A 16,972-nucleotide genomic window follows, 5' to 3' on the forward strand; every position below is an offset into this window, starting at 1 on the left:
AAGGACGAAGGATAATTAGAAATCGCTGTACGACATATCCAGACTCCCCGAACCCCCGCCCTCTGAGCGGGACGATGCTGTTTTAACGGCTTTCAGCACCATAAACTTCTGATTGGAATCCAGCGTTTCGCAGTTACCAAACAAACGTTTCAGTTTGTGGAAGTAATCCAGATGGCGGTTGCCGACGATTATCAGCTCGCCACCCACTTGCAGACAACGTTTCGCATCGCAGAACATCTGCCAGGCCACATGGTCACTGACTGCATGCTGTTGATGGAATGGCGGGTTACACAGCACCAATTGCAAGCTTTCGCGTTCAACACCTGCCAGACCATGGCTTACCATAAATTCACAGCGCGACAAATCTTGTGGGCGGTTATAGGTGATATTCAATTCACTGGATGCCACTGCCATATAGGACTCATCGACAAACAGCATTTCTGCCAGGGGGTTTTGCTCCAGCGCGATTAAGCCCACCACCCCATTACCGCAACCCAAATCCGCGATTTTACCCGTCACATCGTAGGGCAGGATTTCCATAAAGAAACGTGCGCCGATATCCAGATTATTACGGGAAAACACGTTCGCGTGGTTATGGATAACATACTCAGTATTTGCCAGCGGCCAATCGGTAGTTTCCGGTGCCTCTGCCTCTGGGATGTCTGCCACTTCACAGTGAATCAGGCGCGCTTTTTTCCAGGCTAACGTAGTTTTGGTCGGCCCGAGGATTTTTTCAAACAATTGCAAGGTTGAGTTATGCACGTCACGGGATTTCGCACCCGCAATAATTATTGTGTCCGGCGTAACTACGCGACGCAAAGCATGCAATTGTTGCTCTAACAGCGCCAAAGCTTTAGGGATTTTAATCACCACCAGCTTAGGGGCTTGCGGCAAGGCATCTATACTGCTCAGCAAGGTTACTGCGTCTTCATCCAGATGATTTAAACGCAAGTTGTGCGCAGTCGCCAATTGACTCATATAGGAATCACTGACACTAAATGGACGATAAGCATGTAAAGCACAGGCCAACGTACCAAATTGATCATTAAATACCAGCACCGGGCGGCCATCAATTTGGTTTAAGTCAATGTTTTGTAGCAGATATTCATCTGCTGCTTCCCACGCTTGTAAGGTGTTGGAATTTTCTTGTGGAGGGAAACGTTCAAGCTCAAGGCTATGTGTCCCCAGTAAGAGTTGGCTCATCACCGCTCCTGAATAATAAATTTGGGCTGTTTATCCCCTAAAAGTGGCGCTCAGTAAAACGTTTTTTTACTTAAATGCCATTTTATCGAAACCGAGACCGATAAAACACCAGAAATGCTCGGAACACGACACCAGAAGGCACCTAACGAACAGTTAAAGCAAGCGTTATGAATTGAATCTCTCCTCCCACAGGGACAACCATTACCAAGTCTTATTTTCATGCCAATTCATTATCAATTTACTTAATTTCGGTCATCCCAACATAATATAGATCGCCAGACAATCCTCGGCATTTATTCACCATTTATCATAATGTTTTAATAAATGCCATTTGAAAGAAATAACCTTTTAATTACCTGCACATTACTTCATAACACAGGAAAATAATTTCTTATTTTTATGCCAAGTCTTTTATATATACAAGAAAGTAATATAAGCAGTAATTATAAATATATAGCGTATTAATTACCAGGAAGGTAAATAAAATAATGTCTAAACCCAATTATATTCAGCAATCCGTTGACTCTTGTTTATTACCTGGTCGCCTGGCACCTTGTGCTAAGGCCATCAGCATACTGTTATTGGTATTAAGTAGCCCAACGGCATGGGCAAATGATAATGACCTACCTCTGCAAGCAGTGCAGCTATGGGATCCACAGGGAAGGCCGCTCTCTGCTGAGCAACAACGAAGATGGGAGGAAATGCACTTGGCATCTATAGCCGACGATTCCGCTAACCAGCAAACTCAGACATCCCCCACTGACCTTATGTCCGCTGAACTTGCCCTTCATCTATCGCACTTTTCAAAGCGAGCAAAAGAGATAAAAACAGAGATAGTGCCAGTGCCAATGCCAACAGATATAGCGGCAGGAATACAATTGCGGCGACAAAAGCACTTATCATCACAACACATTGATTATGTTGTAGATATAAGCAATAAAATATTCGGCTACGAACCACCGTCAAATGAGCCAAATGATAATACCAATAAAGATACCCTATCCACTGAAACTGCAGCTGTTAATACAAAATTAGCTCGTGTCCTCCAGCCATTAATATCCGCCACAGAGGATAATACGGGAAATGATATGTTTCCTGAGACAACTAAAAATAATCCCAAAGCGGCTAAAAATGCCCAAACCACGGCAAATAATGTTAATTATGTAGTCAATATGGGTAAGAAAATATTTGGTAACGAACCACCACCAAATGAAAAAATTAATAATGATAACCTGACCACTGAAGCTGCCGCTGTAAGTACAGAGTTGGTGAGTGGCATTCAGCCATTAATATCCGCCGCAACGGCTAATATTCTCTCTACTGAGAAGACTCAAATTAAGCCCAAAGTGGCCCCCAAGCCCCCAATAAAAGCTAAAAAAGTTGCGCCCTCAGTCGTGCCTAAACCAGCGCCTATGCTGAAACCGGCACCTATCATAGGTCATAATCCGCGAGTTGGTAGCTATATTGCAAACCAATTGGCAACTCAACAAATGTTTATTACGGATGATTTACATCTTCGCCTGGCAGGAACTCGCTATATTGACCCTGTCACAGGGGAGCACAAAATGAGCAGTATGTGGCTCAATACTACAGGGGCAAAAACGCGCTTTCACTCGGGCAATGACCAACTGCATACCAAAAGTAACCGCTATGCTATCCAGCTAGGTGGCGCTCTAAGCACATGGCGTAGTGGCGATAATGGTCAGGGGTTGCTGGGGCTTACCACCGGTTTTGGTAAATCCACCAACCATAGCCACTCCACATCGTCTTCCCATCAGGCCCAAGGTTCTGTTGACGGTTATAACTTTGGCTTATATAGCATTTGGTATGCCGATAATCACAGCAAACTCGGCCCTTATGTTGACTTGCTAGGGCAGTACGGCTGGTTTACTAATCAGGTTAAATCATCCCAAACTGTCACTGGTACAAATTATCGTTCTTATTCACTTACCACTGCATTGGAAACTGGCTACAAAGCTCAACTGCTTGATAAAGCGAATACCCGATTGTTTGTACAACCCAAGGCAAAAGTACTATGGCAACGCACGAATGGGCTAGACCACAGTGAATCTAATGCACCACATCTTAGGGTTGACGAAAGCAGTGGGATAACGACCAAGTTAGGGATACGCACAGTATTGGAGATCGATGTTGATTCCTTCTCATCGACGAATACTTTGCAAATCAGCCCGTCCTTTGAAGCTAATTGGATCCATCGCCATGTAAATCAAGGGGCAGTATTATCAAATAGCTATGCAATGCCGAAACCATTTCAGCACAGGGTAGACTTAGTCAGTGTCGATGTTACTCCACAAGGGTACAGCAATATTACCGACCTTAAATTGGGTCTTGAAGCTAACATCAATAACAACCTACAGTTGTGGACTCATTTAGGTCATCAATTGGGCGGCCATAATTACAGTGATACACAAGCGGCGCTGGGAGCAAAATATCGCTTCTAAACGGGCTATTATTTCAGTCATACATCGCAATTAGCTCTACCCCCATGTCGGTAAAATATAAAAGTGATATCGATATGGGGATGCTGTGATTTAACTCAGTACGTCAGGTTAAATATGTCTTTTGGGTTTAATTAATCCGAGTAATTTAAATAAGTTATATCGTTTAAATAAGCGCTTTTGTCTAAATGACAAGAAACCGTTATTATTACCTACAAGTACAAGAGGAACATACATCAACTTAGCCAGAGCTAGAGCAAATACCTATGCCGGAACTGACCTACCTACAAGGTTATCCCGAACACTTACAGTCTCAGGTACACCAACTTATTACCGAACAGCGATTAGGGAATGTATTGCGCCAGCGTTATCCGCAACCTCATGATTATAATACGGATAAAATGCTGTACCAATATACGATTGATTTAAAAAACCAATATCTGCGCAATGCACAACCGCTAAGTAAAGTCGCTTATGACAGTAAAATCCAGGTGATGAAACATGCACTAGGTTTGCACACAGCAATTTCCAGGGTGCAGGGCGGTAAATTAAAAGCTAAAGCCGAAATTCGCGTCGCCACGGTATTTAAAAATGCCCCCGAAGCTTTTTTAAAAATGATTGTGGTGCATGAATTGGCGCATTTGAAAGAGAAAGATCACAATAAAGCGTTCTACAGTTTGTGCTGCCACATGGAGCCGCAATATCATCAGTTAGAGTTTGATACCCGCCTCTATCTGACACATTTGGAGCTGTTTGGGTCAATTTATACCCCTTAGATTGCATTATGCGGGCAAAGTCTTGGTACAACCAGGGCCATAAAGGGGCGAGAATCACAAGCTACCAATCTATTTGCCACTAACAAGCTCACGAGTAAGAAACCAATCCGTGTTTCTGTGAGGCGTGATAATCTGGCGGTTAAAGCCGTTTTTCTTCTGGTCGGGATGGAGTTCACTATGATTCGCTTTGCTGTTATTGGCACCAATTGGATCACCGCGCGCTTTGTTGATGCAGCCCACGAGAGTGGCAAAATGAAGCTCGTCGCTGTTTACTCCCGCAAGTTGGAGCAAGCTGAACAGTTCGGTAAGGATTATAACGTTACTGAATGCTTTGATAACCTTGAAGCAATGGCTGCAAGTGATCAGATTGACGCGGTATATATCGCCAGCCCTAACTCCTTACATTACCCTCAAGCTAAGCTGTTCCTTAGCCATAAAAAACACGTTATTTGCGAAAAGTCACTGGCATCTAATCTGGCTGAAGTCGAGGCATTGGTTTCCTGTGCCCGCGAACATCAAGTGGTATTGTTCGAAGCCTTTAAAACGGCCTATTTACCTAATTTTATGCAATTAAAACAATCACTCCCGCGAGTGGGTAAATTGCGCAAAGCCTTCATTAATTTCTGCCAGTATTCCTCACGTTATCAGCGCTATCTGAATGGCGAAAATCCCAATACTTTTAATCCCGCCTTTTCGAACGGCTCAATTATGGATATTGGGTACTATTGCCTGGCGAGTGCTTTAGCCTTGTGGGGAGAACCGAAATCTGTGCTCGCGAGTGCGAGTTTATTGCCAAGCGGAGTGGATGCGCATGGCACAGTTTGTCTGAATTATGGTGATTTTGATGTGGTTATCATCCACTCCAAAGTCAGCCAATCAGATATTCCCAGTGAAATTCAGGGAGAAAATGGTTCATTGGTTATTGAAAGCATCTCTGAATGTCAGTCTGTGGCCTTTACCCCACGAGGTAGCCACTCACAAGACCTGACGCAGCCTCAGCATATTAATACTATGCTGTATGAAGCTGAGGTTTTTGCCAATTTGGTGGAAAATCAGCAGGTGGAGCATGCTGGCTTGTCGTTGTCATTGCTGACATCACGGATACAGACGGAAATCCGTCGCCAGACTGGGGTTATTTTCCCAGCGGATACCCAGCCGCCAGCTATAAATCCAAAGTAATTGGTATTGCCGGTAGGTAACGTAAAGCACACAAGATAACACCCAAGTTTGATGACAAAGTCACATTTTCAGCCCCAACTCACTCGGGGCGACTGTACCGATGCCCGCTCTGACGGCCCATTCGGTGCATTTACTTTCCAAGTAACTTTGTCAGTAGTGGGTTAATATTTTGTTTCAGTTATTGACCCGCAGTCCGTTTTCAATTATTTTTGCGCGGCAAAGGGGAGTAACTTCATTGCCGGTTTGCCGTCATTACGGTGCGAAAGCACCCGGTTACCGGGCATCTCATTAATGTATTGGCACTTATTTAGTGTTGTCACATTAATCGAGCTGTAAGTGAGACCTTGCCGGAAGGCGAGGTTTGCTTGCAGCTCAGACATAGCGGCTGGCGTCTTCCGACGTTGGCCGTTTTTGTTTTTATGAGGTTCCTAATGATGAATACCGTGGGCACTCCCTTACTCTGGGGTAGTTTTGCTGTTGTGGTGACGATTATGCTCGCCATTGACTTACTGTTGCAGGGCCGTCGTGGCTCACAGACCATGACACTGCGCCAGGCGGCCTGTTGGTCGCTAGTCTGGGTAAATTTGTCTCTGCTGTTTAACGCTGGTTTTTGGTGGTATCTGACCGAAACTGTCGGACGTGAAATGGCCGACAAGCAAGCGCTGGCCTTCCTTACCGGCTACCTGATTGAAAAAGCACTTGCCGTCGATAACGTCTTTGTCTGGTTGATGCTATTTAGCTATTTTGCCGTTCCTGCCAATTTGCAACGCCGAGTGCTGATTTATGGTGTGCTGGGCGCGATTGTGCTGCGCACCATTATGATCTTCGCCGGAAGCTGGCTGGTGTCGCAATTCAGCTGGATCCTGTATTTATTCGGGGCTTTCCTGCTGTTTACCGGTATTAAAATGGCGATGGCAAAAGAAGACGATACGCCGATCGGCGAAAAACCTTTGGTGCGCTGGATCCGCAATCATCTGCGTATGACCGACGAATTACATGGCGACCGTTTTACAGTGCGCAAAAACGGCCTGCTCTATGCCACGCCGCTGGTGTTGGTGCTTATTCTGGTTGAATTGAGTGACGTGATTTTTGCCGTGGATAGCATTCCAGCGATTTTTGCGGTGACCACCGATCCCTTTATTGTGCTGACCTCTAACCTGTTTGCTATTTTGGGCCTGCGCGCCATGTACTTTTTATTAGCAAACGTGGCAGAGCGCTTCTCAATGTTGAAGTACGGTTTATCGGTTATTTTAGTCTTTATCGGCCTCAAAATGATGCTCATTGATTTGTTCCATATCCCTATTGGTATTTCATTAGGGGTGGTAGCTGGCATTTTGGCGCTGACATTGCTGATTAATGCTTGGGCAAATCATCGTGCAGATCGTCGTTTAGCAGCAGATAAGACTGCCGATAAATAGTTAAGTTAGCAATACAATATAATATGCGGGGCACCTATCACCCCGCATTTATCCCGTCTTTTAATCTATCAGCCAAATGTTATTGCGATCACATAAATGTAAACAAAATGTTATGCAAATTTGATCCACATTGTATTTTGCTGATTGTCTCTTTCCTGCTCTATAGATTCCCTTATACTGTCCTAGCAAACACACACAGTTACAAAAATATTAAGTCACTGGTGTAGGACTACACACCAAGCCACGTTCCGGCGAAGTGTTGATAAGCTAAAAAAAACAAGTTTAACTTGGGAAGAGGCGTCATTGGAAAACTATGGAAAAGACACAATCTGGTTTTATCGGATATATTATCCGCGGTAGTTTGGTTAAACAGATTCTTGTCGGCTTGATAGCCGGGATTATTTTAGCATTAGTATCAACTCCAGCCGCACTGGCTGTGGGTCTGTTCGGTTCACTGTTCGTTGGCGCATTAAAAGCTGTGGCGCCGGTGCTGGTTTTAATGCTGGTAATGTCCTCGATTGCCAATCATAAGCAAGGCCAAAAAACCAGTATCCGCCCTATTCTGTTCTTGTATCTGTTGGGTACATTCTCTGCAGCACTGATTGCTGTTGTCGTCAGCTTTATCTTCCCATCAAACTTGGTATTAGCCACCCTGAATGCGGATATTACCCCGCCGACCGGGATTGTTGAGGTGTTAAAAGGCCTGCTCAACAGTGTGATTGCTAACCCAATTAATGCACTGCTGAATGCTAACTATATCGGGATTTTGGCTTGGGCTGTGGGTCTGGGTGTGGCTTTACGTCATGCAGCAGATACCACCAAAGCATTGATTAATGATATGTCTGATGCCGTAACCAAAGTGGTGCGCGTCGTTATCCGCTTCGCGCCATTGGGTATCTTTGGTTTGGTGTCATCCACCATGGCAGAAACCGGCTTTGGCGTGTTACTGGGCTATGCGCAATTACTGGTTGTTTTGATTGGCTGTATGCTCTTGGTCGCATTAGTGGTTAACCCACTGATTGTCTACTGGAAAATACGCCGTAATCCTTATCCATTGGTGTTTGCTTGCCTGCGCGAAAGCGGTGTTACCGCCTTCTTTACCCGCAGTTCAGCCGCTAACATTCCGGTTAATATGGAAATGTGCAAGAAGATGAACTTGCACGAAGATACCTACTCGGTTTCTATTCCATTGGGCGCTACCATCAACATGGCCGGGGCGGCGATTACCATTACCGTGCTGACACTGGCGGCAGTTCATACCTTAGGTATTTCTGTAGATTTGCCAACCGCCCTGCTGTTAAGCGTAGTGGCGGCAGTCTGTGCCTGTGGCGCATCAGGTGTGGCAGGCGGTTCGCTGTTACTTATCCCGCTGGCTTGCGGCATGTTTGGGATTCCAAACGAAGTGGCAATGCAAGTGGTCGCCGTTGGTTTCATCATCGGTGTGTTGCAGGATTCTGCTGAAACTGCACTGAACTCTTCAACGGACGTGCTCTTTACCGCCGCAGCTTGTCTGGCTGACGATGCCAGATTGGCAGATCCTGATCCACTGGCGAACCGTAAAAGTATCTGAATGTGGAAGTGACATAATTTACGGGGGCCATCTGGCCTCCGTTTTTATTGGGTAACATTTTCTTTAACTGCTTTCTTTTCAACCAGAAAAGGGTCAATTCCCTTCAATTGCAGCCGGCGGAAACGAATAATATTAAACCCGTTCAGCAGCAAAAAACTTCCTTCAATCAATGACCCACCAATAGAACCCAACCAAACATTATGGATAACCCAGCATACGGTGGATACCCACATAACACAGCGGGTCGTCAAACCATGGGTGCGAAATAGCGCCCAAGTGCTGATCACTGTGCCAAAAATCGGCAATATTTCCACCGCGTGCTGCATACGCCAGATGCCAAAAGCTAGCGTTAGAATAATAAATATCCACATTGCAATGTAACTGCGAGTTTTGGCCGCCACCAGATTGCGCAGCGCATTAAGCATGGCGCTGCTACCGGCGACACTGGCTCCCATCAGAAAGAAATGGCAGCCAATAATGGCACTGTAGGCAGAAAGTTGCAGTCTGAAACGCCGCTCATCGCGGTTGAAGAACATGGTGATACCGACAAAAAATGCCAGTACGCCAATAGATTGAGCAAACCAATAGAAAGTCATGGTGGGGGTGTCCTGCTGTGCTAAGTCTTACATCATTAATAATAGAAACGGTGCTTTACTTATAAAAATAAAACACCGTTTCATATTAATTAAAAAACTTACCTTTTACAAGGTTACACCGCTTTTAAAGATGGCCAGTTCGCGGAAATCATTCACTTCATTGCGTGCTGGTTTACCATTAGCAATGTCGACGATCAACTCAACAAACTCCGTTAGCAAGCTGTCCATTGACGTGCCGTGAATCAGCTTACCGGCATCAAAATCAATCCAATGAGGTTTTTTGGCCGCCAGTTCACTGTTGGTTGCCAATTTCACTGTTGGCACAAAACCGCCATAAGGTGTGCCGCGCCCGGTGCTGAATAGCACCATATGGCACCCTGCCCCTGCTAAGGCACTGGTAGCGACGGCGTCATTGCCCGGCGCACTGAGTAAATTCAGGCCAGGGTGCTGTAAGCGCTCACCATATTTCAGCACATCGACCACTTTGCTTTGCCCGGCTTTTTGGGTGCAGCCCAACGATTTTTCTTCCAGCGTGGTTATCCCGCCGGCTTTATTACCCGGTGATGGGTTTTCATAAATCGGTTGGTTGTGTGCAATAAAGTACTGTTTGAAATCATTGACCATGCTGACCGTCTTTTCAAATGTCGCTTCGTCGCGACAACGGCTCATCAGGATCCTTTCTGCACCAAACATTTCCGGCACTTCGGTCAGGACAGAAGTCCCGCCATTCGCAATCACATAATCTGAGAAACGCCCCAATAATGGGTTAGCAGTGATGCCAGACAAACCATCAGAACCGCCACATTCCAGGCCAAATTTCAGCTCACTTAACTTGCCCGCAACCCGCTGGTCATTACGCATCGCCTGATACAAAGCATGCAAATGTTCCAGACCGGCTTCAACTTCATCATCTTGTTGCTGACAGACCATAAAGTGCACGCGATCTTCATCAACTTCGCCCAATGTGCTCTGGAAAACGTCGACCTGATTGTTTTCACAACCCAAACCAATAACCAGCACCGCGCCAGCATTAGGGTGGCGCACCATATTTTGCAGCATGGTGCGGGTGTTTTCGTGATCCTGACCCAGCTGCGAACAGCCAAATGGATGGCTGAACAGATAGACGCCATCAATGCCTTCAGCATCTTGCGTTTCTTTCAGGAAACGCTGCTGGATCTGGCGGGCAATCCCATTAACGCAACCGACGGTCGGAATTATCCACAGTTCGTTGCGGATCCCTACATTGCCATTATCACGGCGATAGATCTGAACATCGCGATCCGCCATTTGCGCCGGTAACTCACTAAATTCTGGCTGATATTCATACTCATCCACAGAGCTAAGGTTAGTTTTGGCATTTTGCGAATGGATATGTTCGCCCGGCTGGATCAGGGTTAAAGCATGGCCAATCGGCAAACCATACTTAACGATCATTTTCCCTGGTTCAATGGCGGTTAAGGCAAATTTATGACCACGCACGACTGGTTGGGCCAACTTAACACTAAACTCGCCGCTCTCGACCACTTCATCTGCGGCTAAGTCTTGCAGTGCGACGGCGACATTATCCAACGGGTGAATTTTTATAATACTTTGCATAGTTAAACCTTTAGCTGTATGCCACGACAGCAGCTCTCATACCGCTCTCAATGATAGTTTGCAGTTGCTCTGTCACTTGAGCCGCCAGTTGCGGTACAGCGGTCAGATCCTGTCCCCAGTGAGTTGCATCAGACAGCACCTTATTCACCAGCTCAGCCAGGGTAATGTCATTGTGTTTTACACCACTCCACAGTGTTGAATACAGCTCCAGCCAGTGGGCATCATCTTGCAGCGGATAAGTTTGGCCATCACGTTCGCCACGGTAAAAGGCCATCAGGGCCGCCAGTGCAAAAGTCAGACGTGGTGGCAATTTGCCTTGTTGTTGCTGATAAGTCAGCAATTGCGGCAAAATACGAGTACGGAATTTTGTCATGCCATTCAAGGCGATAGACAGCAACTGGTGCTGAATGAATGGGTTGCGGAACCGGCTCAATACCGCCTGAGAGAAGGACAAGAGCTCGTCTTCAGGTAAATCCAGTACCGGAACAATCTCTTCAGTAATGGTTTTTTCTACAAAGCTGCTGATTTGCGCATCATCCATAGTCTGGCCGACAGTATCCAACCCAGACAGATAAGCCACTGGCACCAGCGCGGTGTGCGCGCCATTCAGAATGGCAACTTTGCGCTCTTTATAAGGTTTGATGTCATCAACAATCCGCACATTCAGGTCTAATTTATCCAGACGAAGTTCTTGCGCCAGCTCTTTTGGCCCTTGGATAACAAACAGATAGAAATATTCTGCGGTGTCGAGGAAGCTATCTTGGTAACCCAGCTCAGTTTGCAAAGCCGCCACTTCATCACGGGGGTAACCGGTCACAATGCGGTCAACCAATGTTGAGCAGAAAGTGTTGTTTTCCGTCAACCATTGGGTAAATTCAGCCGGTAATTGCCAATGGCTGGCATAACGCAGCACTAATTCACGCAGCGCTTCGCCATTATAATCAATCAGTTCGCACGGCAGCAGTACCCAGCCTTTATCCGCAGCACCGTCAAAATGTTCAAAACGCTCGAACAGCAAACGTGTCAATTTGGCCGGGAATGAGCTTGGTGGCGCATCGTTGAATTGATCCGCTTCGTTCCAGGCAATACCTGCTTCAGTGGTGTTGGAGAACATAAAGCGAATGTTAGCATCACGCGCCAGCGCCAGATATTCATCAAATTGACGGTAAATATTGATTTCGCGGTTCACTGAGCGGATCAGGCGGGATTCACGCACCGCTTCACCTTGCTCATTCAAACCACGGATCACCGCAGTATACAAACCATCTTGCGTACTGAGTGACGGCGGAAAATCGGTGTCGATCGGGCGGATCACCACGATCCCAGCATTCAGGTCGGTATGTTCATTCAGTAAATCAATCTGCCAATCAACAAAAGCGCGCAGGAAGTTACCTTCACCAAACTGAATAATTTTGTCCGGGTGGCTACGGCCAGGAAAATCACGACGGTTCAGGGTTTGCATCAGGGTTTACCTTATAACGCATGCAGCCGTGGTTCCATCATTGCTGATAGTCCTTGCCGGGCGTTAAATAATCAATAAGTTAGATTTATAGAAGCCAATCTGATGACTGGCTCCATTTTTTTATGGCGCTTATAGTTCGATGGCGAAATATTGCTTGGCGTTATCGAAGCAAATGTTTTTCACCATTGAACCCAAGAGTTCGATATCTGCTGGAGCCTCGCCATCTTCTACCCAGCGGCCAATCATCTGGCACAGAATGCGGCGGAAGTATTCATGGCGGGTATAAGATAAGAAGCTGCGGCTATCAGTCAGCATGCCAACAAAGCGGCTTAGCAAACCAAGCTGGGCTAATTGGGTCATTTGGCGCTGCATGCCATCTTTTTGGTCGTTGAACCACCAGCCAGAACCAAATTGCATTTTCCCGGCAGCACCTTCGCCCTGGAAGTTACCTACCATAGTGCCGATCACTTCGTTATCACGTGGATTCAAGCAGTAAAGGATAGTTTTTGGCAGCGCATTGCGCAGGCCCTGTGCATCCAACAGACGTGACAAAGGCTGAGCCAATGGCTGGTCGTTAATGGAGTCAAAACCGATATCCGGCCCAACCAGATTGAACATGCGGCTGTTGTTATTACGCAGTGCCCCAATGTGATATTGCTGCACCCATTCACGGCGGTGATATTCGCCAGACAGGAATAACAGTACCGCAGTTTTAAACTGTGCGATTTCTTCTGTGCTTGGCTGATTGCCGGCCAGACGACGCGCTAAAATGGCATCCAAAGTGGCTTCATCGGCTTCACCGTAAACCACCACATCCAACGCGTGGTCAGAAACTTTACAACCGTGGGCGGCAAAGTGATCCATACGTTTGTTCAGCGCAGTGCACAGATCGGCAAAGCGGCTGATGGCAGTATCGGCGGCCGCTTCCAGGCGTTGCATGTAATCATTAAAACCTGCGGCCTCAATGTTGAAGGCTTTGTCCGGGCGCCAGCTTGGCAATACTTTAATATTGAAACTGCCATCAGCGGCAATGGCTTTATGGTGGCGCAGGTCATCAATTGGGTCATCAGTAGTCCCGACCATTTTGACATTCATCTGCTGCATGATACCTCGTGCAGAGAAGCTGTCCTGAGCCAGCAACTCATTACCGCGCTGCCAGATTTCTTCTGAGGTTTTCGGGGATAATAACTTACCTGTAATACCAAACGGACGGCGCAATTCAAGGTGCGTCCAATGATAAAGTGGGTTGCCGATAGTATGAGGAACCGTTGCAGCCCAAGCTTCGAACTTCTCGCGATCGCTAGCATCACCGGTACATAGACGTTCCGCCACACCATTAGTGCGCATAGCACGCCATTTGTAGTGGTCACCTTTCAACCAGATGTCATACAGGTTTTTAAAGCGGTAGTTTTCTGCAATCTGTTCAGGTGGTAAATGACAGTGATAATCATAGATCGGCTGGTCTTTTGCATAGTCATGATACAGACGACGGGCGAATTCAGTGTCGAGCAAAAAGTCTTCGGTCAAAAACTGCGACATATTAGGTTCCTCACTTGAGTACATCTTTGAGTTCTGCTTTCTGTTATCGCAAAGTTATCACACCAATTCCATCTATCGTCCAGCACTTTTTATAGATAGTGATCGCAAAAACCTAACAAAAAGAACAAATACTCAACATTTATAGTCTTCCTAGCCCTTGCGGCACTAAGTTTGTCGGGTTCTATTATTCCCTAATTTAAAAGTGGGTTTTGTGATGTCACTCAACTTTTAAATCTGTATGACAAGTTATTGTTGCGTCGTCCTTAGTCATCTCGTCCGCCATGTTCAATAAACGCGCTGATTTGGCCAAAATAGGAATATATAAGCAAATATGAGAGCAGCTACAGCACTAGCCGCTCTCAACAGGAAGGGATACCCAAAGCAGTTGAAGCAACCCACCGCAGTTCAGCTTCAGCTCAAAATAAGAAGGTATGACCCCAAATAATAGATGTTGCAGGTGTGAATTTAACAAGATTGCAACACCAATTAAGCAAGGTCAGGTACCACTGCATATCAACAGATGCAGGATTGGCCACATTGCGCGATGGACGTAACAATAAGCTGCGTTTCAGAGCAGTAATCTTAGACTGGGAGAACGTTATAAATGATGCGTAAAATTAAAGGCTTACGCTGGTACATGATCGCTTTGGTCACTGTCGGCACCATATTGGGTTACTTAACACGTAACGCCATTGCTGTAGCCGCGCCGACATTGCAAGAGCAATTACATATCACAACACAGCAGTATTCTTATATTATCGCCGCTTATTCTGCTGCTTACACCCTGATGCAACCGGTAGCCGGTTATATTCTGGATGTGGTCGGTACTAAAGTAGGCTATGCCATGTTTGCCGTGATGTGGGCCATATTCTGTATGAGTACCGCATTGGCCAGCAGTTGGGGTGGTTTAGCTATCGCCCGTGGCGCAGTAGGTATGGCAGAGGCTGCTATGATCCCCGCAGGCCTGAAAGCAACCAGCGAATGGTTCCCGGCAAAAGAACGTTCCATTGCCGTGGGCTATTTTAACGTCGGTTCTTCTATCGGCGGCATGATAGCACCACCATTAGTGGTGTGGGCTATCGTGATGCACAGCTGGCAGATGGCATTTATCATCACCGGTGTGCTCAGCCTGATTTGGGCTATTGCTTGGTTAATCCTGTACAAACACCCGAAAGATCAGAAAAAACTGTCTGATGAAGAGCGCGAGTACATCCTCAGTGGCCAGGAAGCACAGCACTCTACAGCTAATGCTAAAAAGATGTCTGCAATGCAGATTATCCGTAACCGTCAGTTCTGGGGCATTGCTATTCCACGTTTCCTAGCAGAACCTGCTTGGGGCACATTCAACGCCTGGATCCCACTGTTCATGTTTAAAGCTTATGGCTTTAACCTGAAAGAAATCGCCATGTTCGCCTGGATGCCAATGCTATTTGCCGACTTGGGCTGCATTCTGGGCGGTTATTTGCCGCCATTCTTCCAGAAACATTTCAAAGTTAACCTGATTGTTTCCCGTAAATTAGTGGTAACAATGGGTGGCTTGTTGATGATTGCACCTGGGACTATTGGCCTGTTCACTAGCCCTTATATCGCAATCGCATTGCTGTGTGTTGGCGGCTTTGCTCACCAATCACTGTCCGGCGCGCTGATTACATTGTCTTCTGACGTCTTTGGTCGTAACGAAGTGGCAACTGCCAACGGCTTGACGGGGATGGCGGCCTGGACTGCCAGTACCATGTTCGCCTTGGTCGTAGGTGCTTTGGCAGATACCATGGGCTTTAGCCCACTGTTTGCCGCACTGGCCGTGTTTGACGTGTTGGCAGTAGTGGTTATCTGGACTGTTCTGCAAAACCGCCCAGCGGTTGAACCGGCTATCAACCCGGTACAACAGACACCAGCCAGACAGAATTAATTTATACCCAACGTCATTTTGGGTTGCTGGTAGACCGCAAGTAAACACCGCCCGATGAGCTTATATAAGTAAGTGATTCGGGTAAGTAGATACCGCTAATAACCCAGTAGCTTCAAGTAATAAGGGTAGAAATCGCGATTATTGATTTAATCATCACTCCAAGCCCGGCAATAACTTGCTGGGCTTTTTTATCGCCCTCACCCCTTTCTTTACTGCACATTTTCCACCACAACTGTGATAGTGATGACTAGAACCCAATAGGGATAAGTGGTATAACAAATCTAATTGAATCTCCTTCGGGATATCATACCTTCCAGACAAAATGAGCCACGCAATTTATGGCCTCAATTGATCCCAAGAGTCTTAATCATGGAATTCACAGAAACCAGACGGTTGTACCAGCAGTTAGCCGCAGAGTTAAAGCAACGTATCGAAGCGGGTGTTTACCCGGTGGGTGATAAATTGCCCGCAGAACGCTACATTTCCGAAGAAATGAATGTCAGCCGAACCGTGGTTCGTGAAGCGATTATCATGTTGGAAGTAGAAGGCTACGTTGAAGTGCGCAAAGGCTCCGGCATCCATGTGATGTCAAATCAGCAAAAGCACTTAGTCATGCCCAACCAGGGTATTGAATTCGCCACCGCAGGCCCTTTTGAGCTGTTACAGGCACGCCAGTTGATTGAAAGTAATATTGCTGAATTTGCGGCCACGCAAGTGACTCGGCAAGATATCGTACAATTGATCGAGATCCAGAAACATGCACGGCAAGAAGATCGCTCCCGCGACTCACAGTGGGATCTGAAATTTCACGTGCAGGTGGCGCTGGCGACTCAAAATACCGCCATGGCGACAATTGTTGAAAAAATGTGGAGCCAGCGGGTGCACAACCCTTACTGGATCAAACTGCACGAACACATTGATGATAAGTCGATCGAGAGCTGGTGCGAAGATCACGATAGGATCCTTGAAGCCCTGATGCGCAAGGATCCCTACGCCAGCAAGCTTGCCATGTGGCAACATCTGGAAAATACCAAACAGATGCTGTTCCATGCCACCACCGATGATTTTGAATTTAATGTGGATCGCTATTTATTCACTGAAAACCCAGTGGTTCATCTCGAGATCCCCAAAGAACTGAGTATTGTCCCCAAGCCGCAGACGAGTGAGTCAATCAAATAATTGATTTCAAGCTGCTGGCTAAGTTGATAAATGGGGAAATGTGCCGCATGGGCAGCCGTCGGAGCGCCCATCGGCACCGCCGCTCC

13 protein-coding genes are annotated in these 16,972 nt (G+C 46.6%); 7 read left to right on the forward strand and 6 right to left on the reverse strand.

Features of this window, described 5'->3' with window-relative positions; all coding sequences use genetic code 11:
- Positions 1-15: 15 nt before the first annotated feature.
- Positions 16-1,203, reverse strand: coding sequence for a 23S rRNA (guanine(1835)-N(2))-methyltransferase RlmG (rlmG, locus tag YROHD0001_RS00740; protein ID WP_004716774.1), 1,188 nt, complete (start codon positions 1,201-1,203; stop codon positions 16-18).
- Positions 1,204-1,691: 488 nt separating this feature from the next.
- Between rlmG and YROHD0001_RS0118870 the strand changes: the two genes are divergently transcribed.
- The 3 genes from YROHD0001_RS0118870 (at position 1,692) to YROHD0001_RS00730 (ending at position 5,617) form a co-directional block, all read left to right on the forward strand.
- Positions 1,692-3,665 (forward strand): autotransporter outer membrane beta-barrel domain-containing protein, encoded by a 1,974-nt coding sequence (locus YROHD0001_RS0118870; RefSeq protein WP_004716775.1) that lies wholly within the window; start codon positions 1,692-1,694, stop codon positions 3,663-3,665.
- A gap of 263 nt (positions 3,666-3,928) precedes the next feature.
- On the forward strand, positions 3,929-4,438 hold the full coding sequence (locus tag YROHD0001_RS00735) for a M48 metallopeptidase family protein (protein ID WP_004716776.1): 510 nt from the start codon (positions 3,929-3,931) through the stop codon (positions 4,436-4,438).
- Positions 4,439-4,615: 177 nt separating this feature from the next.
- Positions 4,616-5,617 carry a Gfo/Idh/MocA family protein gene (locus tag YROHD0001_RS00730; protein WP_032818379.1) on the forward strand — a complete coding sequence of 334 codons (1,002 nt, stop codon included), beginning with the start codon at positions 4,616-4,618 and terminating at the stop codon, positions 5,615-5,617.
- A gap of 203 nt (positions 5,618-5,820) precedes the next feature.
- On the opposite strand, the gene YROHD0001_RS20540 is transcribed toward YROHD0001_RS00730, so the two are convergent.
- Positions 5,821-5,997 (reverse strand): hypothetical protein, encoded by a 177-nt coding sequence (locus tag YROHD0001_RS20540; RefSeq protein ID WP_004716779.1) that lies wholly within the window; start codon positions 5,995-5,997, stop codon positions 5,821-5,823.
- Between the two features lie 51 nt (positions 5,998-6,048).
- Between YROHD0001_RS20540 and YROHD0001_RS00725 the strand changes: the two genes are divergently transcribed.
- Both YROHD0001_RS00725 and sstT read left to right on the forward strand, forming a co-directional pair.
- On the forward strand, positions 6,049-7,035 hold the full coding sequence (locus tag YROHD0001_RS00725) for a TerC family protein (protein WP_004716780.1): 987 nt from the start codon (positions 6,049-6,051) through the stop codon (positions 7,033-7,035).
- 313 nt (positions 7,036-7,348) lie between these two features.
- Positions 7,349-8,605, forward strand: coding sequence for a serine/threonine transporter SstT (gene sstT, locus YROHD0001_RS00720; RefSeq protein WP_004716781.1), 1,257 nt, complete (start codon positions 7,349-7,351; stop codon positions 8,603-8,605).
- A gap of 44 nt (positions 8,606-8,649) precedes the next feature.
- On the opposite strand, the gene YROHD0001_RS00715 is transcribed toward sstT, so the two are convergent.
- From YROHD0001_RS00715 to uxaC, 4 genes are all read right to left on the reverse strand, one after another.
- Positions 8,650-9,201, reverse strand: a complete 552-nt coding sequence (locus tag YROHD0001_RS00715; RefSeq protein WP_004716782.1) for a YgjV family protein — start codon at positions 9,199-9,201, stop codon at positions 8,650-8,652.
- Positions 9,202-9,306: 105 nt separating this feature from the next.
- Positions 9,307-10,797 carry a UxaA family hydrolase gene (locus YROHD0001_RS00710; RefSeq protein WP_004716783.1) on the reverse strand — a complete coding sequence of 497 codons (1,491 nt, stop codon included), beginning with the start codon at positions 10,795-10,797 and terminating at the stop codon, positions 9,307-9,309.
- 10 nt (positions 10,798-10,807) lie between these two features.
- Positions 10,808-12,259 carry a tagaturonate reductase gene (locus YROHD0001_RS00705; protein ID WP_004716784.1) on the reverse strand — a complete coding sequence of 484 codons (1,452 nt, stop codon included), beginning with the start codon at positions 12,257-12,259 and terminating at the stop codon, positions 10,808-10,810.
- A 129-nt stretch (positions 12,260-12,388) separates the two neighbouring features.
- A complete protein-coding gene (gene uxaC / locus YROHD0001_RS00700) occupies positions 12,389-13,798 on the reverse strand; it encodes a glucuronate isomerase (RefSeq protein ID WP_004716785.1) in 1,410 nt (469 codons plus the stop codon).
- 604 nt (positions 13,799-14,402) lie between these two features.
- Here uxaC and YROHD0001_RS00695 point away from each other — a divergent pair.
- Both YROHD0001_RS00695 and exuR read left to right on the forward strand, forming a co-directional pair.
- Positions 14,403-15,707: an MFS transporter gene (locus tag YROHD0001_RS00695; RefSeq protein ID WP_004716786.1), complete on the forward strand. Its 1,305-nt coding sequence runs from the start codon at positions 14,403-14,405 to the stop codon at positions 15,705-15,707.
- Positions 15,708-16,076: 369 nt separating this feature from the next.
- Entirely contained in the window at positions 16,077-16,886 is an 810-nt protein-coding gene (gene exuR / locus YROHD0001_RS00690; protein ID WP_004716788.1) for a transcriptional regulator ExuR, read from the forward strand.
- The last annotated feature ends 86 nt before the right edge of the window (positions 16,887-16,972 follow it).

It is taken from the genome of Yersinia rohdei ATCC 43380, assembly GCF_000173775.1.
In the GTDB taxonomy this organism is placed as follows: Bacteria; Pseudomonadota; Gammaproteobacteria; order Enterobacterales; family Enterobacteriaceae; genus Yersinia; species Yersinia rohdei.